Consider the following 2,523-nt stretch of genomic DNA (forward strand, 5'->3'; position numbering starts at 1 on the left):
CGCAGGCTCAGACGTACTCCTACCAGTACGTGGACACCCCGTCGAAGAACATCTCCTGCGTGCTCTACGACGCGGGAGTCGGCTGCTCCATCCTGGAGCGGAGCTACGCCTCCTCCGGGATGCAGGACTGTCCCCATCGCGAGTTCTCCATCGTGGCGCTCGCCGGCAGGACCGAGGTGCGCTGCGGCGAGGAGTACCTGGGGCAGCCAGGTGACACCTTCCACACGCTCCAGTACGGGCAGACGACGGTCTTCTCCGACTACGCCTGTACGTCACAGGTCAAGGGGATGACGTGCTGGAACACGGTCACCGGACGCGGATTCACCATCTCCCGGGAGTCGCACGTCAGTTTCTAAGTGCCCCGAGCCGGGTCTCCTCGCCGAGACCGGCCGACAGGTCTTCCGCCGGGCTGCGCGGAATCTGCCCGGCCCGACGACTTTCAAGGTAGAGGGCTTCCGAAGCGGGCAGAGGGAGGGCCCAGAGGAGCCCCGGTCTCAGTGGGCCCCGCGGCGGGCCTGGATCTCTCGGCCCTGTGCCAGCCAGGTCTCGGCGCGGGCCAGGCGCCCCTCGGCGTCGGGGCGCCACGGGCCGCCGTCCTCACGACGGGCGCCGGCCACCAGGGACAGGACGACGCCGGCGCAGCGGGCTCGCAGCGAGACCGGGTCCACCTGCTGCTCGGCCATGCGGGTCCAGGTCTCCAGGATGGGTCGCAGCTTCGGGTAGGAGGCGGGAGCCAAGTGGTCCAGAACACTGACGTGTCCCAGCAGGCAGGCCAGGTCGTCGACCCGGTAGCCGGGCCCCAGGGAGTCGACATCGAGCAGGCTGGTGACCGCCTCACCCTCCATGAGGACGTTCGCCTCATAGAAGTCGCCGTGAACCGGGACCGGCCGGCCGGCGTCGGAGGCGGCCATGAGCTGCTCGACACCCTCGGCCACCGCCCGGGCACGGGCGGCGTGCTCGGGCAGGACCGTGGCGGCGGCGTGCGCGTAGTGACGGGCCCGCTCGGACCAGGCGGCGTGCGCGGGCAACTGCATGGCACTGGCCGGCAGGGCGTCCAGCAGGGCGATGAGACCGTTAAAGACGCGCTCGCTGCGCGAGACGCCCATCCCCTGGGACAGCAGGCCCGACAAGGCCACACCCCGACCGGTGGACAGCAGGACGAGCCCATCGGGGTCCTCGCGCAGGACCTCTGGCGCCGGTACGCCGGAGGCCGTCAGCAGACGGTGGCGCTGGGCGAAAGCAGGGGCCTGACTCGGGCGCAGGACCTTGGCGTAGGCGGTGGTCTCATCCGGGAAGGTGGCGCGCACGACGGCGCGGCGCGTGGGCCGGTAGGCCACCATGGTGGCCTTGACCTGGGTACCGATCCGGGCGGAGAGCAACGAGGGTGTGCAGGCCACCACCAGTCCCGGAAGCTCAGGATCGGCCGGGTGACGCCACACATGGACCGCGGGGCCGTCCCCGCCAGTGGGAGCCACCCGGGTCAGGCCCGGGGCGTGCGGGTTGGACAGGCGCGCTGTCGTGGCGCACAGGTACTCGGTGGTCGAGCGACCGTTAGGGGCGACGACAACGGCCGTGTACCCCACGGACACGCCCGCTCCGGGGCGGTGATGGACCGAGTGGACCTCCCAGCTGGCCAAGCGCTGACCGGCCGGAGCAAGGGCGGCGGAGAGCACGGACGCGGCGCGCGGCCCCGTCAGCAGGGCCACCTCCTCGGGCTCCTGGGACGCCGACGAGTGGTTCATAAGAGGTAGTCTGCCCCAACTCACCTGATGGTTCGCTGCTATATCGACCGCTGGTGTTCGGTAACAGCAGAAGAGGACGGCTGATCCTCGGACGGCCCTACCAGGCGAATCCCGGAGGAGGAATCCGCAGTCGAGCGGCGAATCCGTCACTCCGGAAGACTGTCAGACGGGCTTGGAGCACACTCGTCAAGCATGCAGATCCCATCCGCACAGACCCCGGCTGCGTCCCCGCCCCGCAGGCACCCGGCGGGTCCGGGAGAGGCCTCCAGCCGTGACACGGAGAGCGCCTTCCACCCCTTGGAAGGCCCCCGCAGGTGAGCAGGTCGGAAGGACCGTGGAAGAATCCTGCTATGCGCGCCCTCGCCACCCTGCCCAAGGCGCACCTGCACCTGCACTTCACGGGGTCGATGCGCCTGGAGACCCTCATCGAGCTGGCCTCCTCCTCACGCACGCGTCTGCCCTCCAGCTTCCTGGACGGTGACCCACTGCGCGTGCCTGCCGACCGGCGCGGCTGGTTCCGCTTCCAGCGCGCCTACGACACCGCCCGGGCCCTGGTGCGCACCGAGGAGGTCATGCGCCGCATCGTCCTGGAAGCCGCTCTGGACGACGCCGCCGAGGGCTCACGACGCCTGGAGATCCAGGTCGACCCGACCAGCTACGCCCCCTTCGTCGGTGGGATCACCCCGGCCCTGGAGATCATCCTCGACGCCGCCGAGCAGGCCACGACCCTGACCGGCGTGGAGGTGGCCGTCATCGTGGCGGCCTCCCGGATGCGCCACCC

The 2,523-nt window shown here is 70.6% G+C and carries 2 protein-coding genes and 1 pseudogene; 2 read left to right on the forward strand and 1 reads right to left on the reverse strand.

The window, feature by feature from the left end:
* Positions 1-356 (forward strand): hypothetical protein (locus tag RWR81_RS13650; protein ID WP_314458242.1); only part of this gene is annotated, 356 nt, incomplete at its 5' end.
* Between the two features lie 138 nt (positions 357-494).
* Here RWR81_RS13650 and RWR81_RS13655 read toward each other — a convergent pair.
* Positions 495-1,742 carry a phosphotransferase gene (locus RWR81_RS13655; protein WP_314458243.1) on the reverse strand — a complete coding sequence of 416 codons (1,248 nt, stop codon included), beginning with the start codon at positions 1,740-1,742 and terminating at the stop codon, positions 495-497.
* Between the two features lie 350 nt (positions 1,743-2,092).
* Here RWR81_RS13655 and RWR81_RS13660 point away from each other — a divergent pair.
* Positions 2,093-2,523, forward strand: a pseudogene (locus RWR81_RS13660) (adenosine deaminase); the annotation flags it as partial.

This window comes from uncultured Actinomyces sp., from assembly GCF_963526355.1.
In the GTDB taxonomy this organism is placed as follows: domain Bacteria; phylum Actinomycetota; class Actinomycetes; order Actinomycetales; family Actinomycetaceae; genus Actinomyces.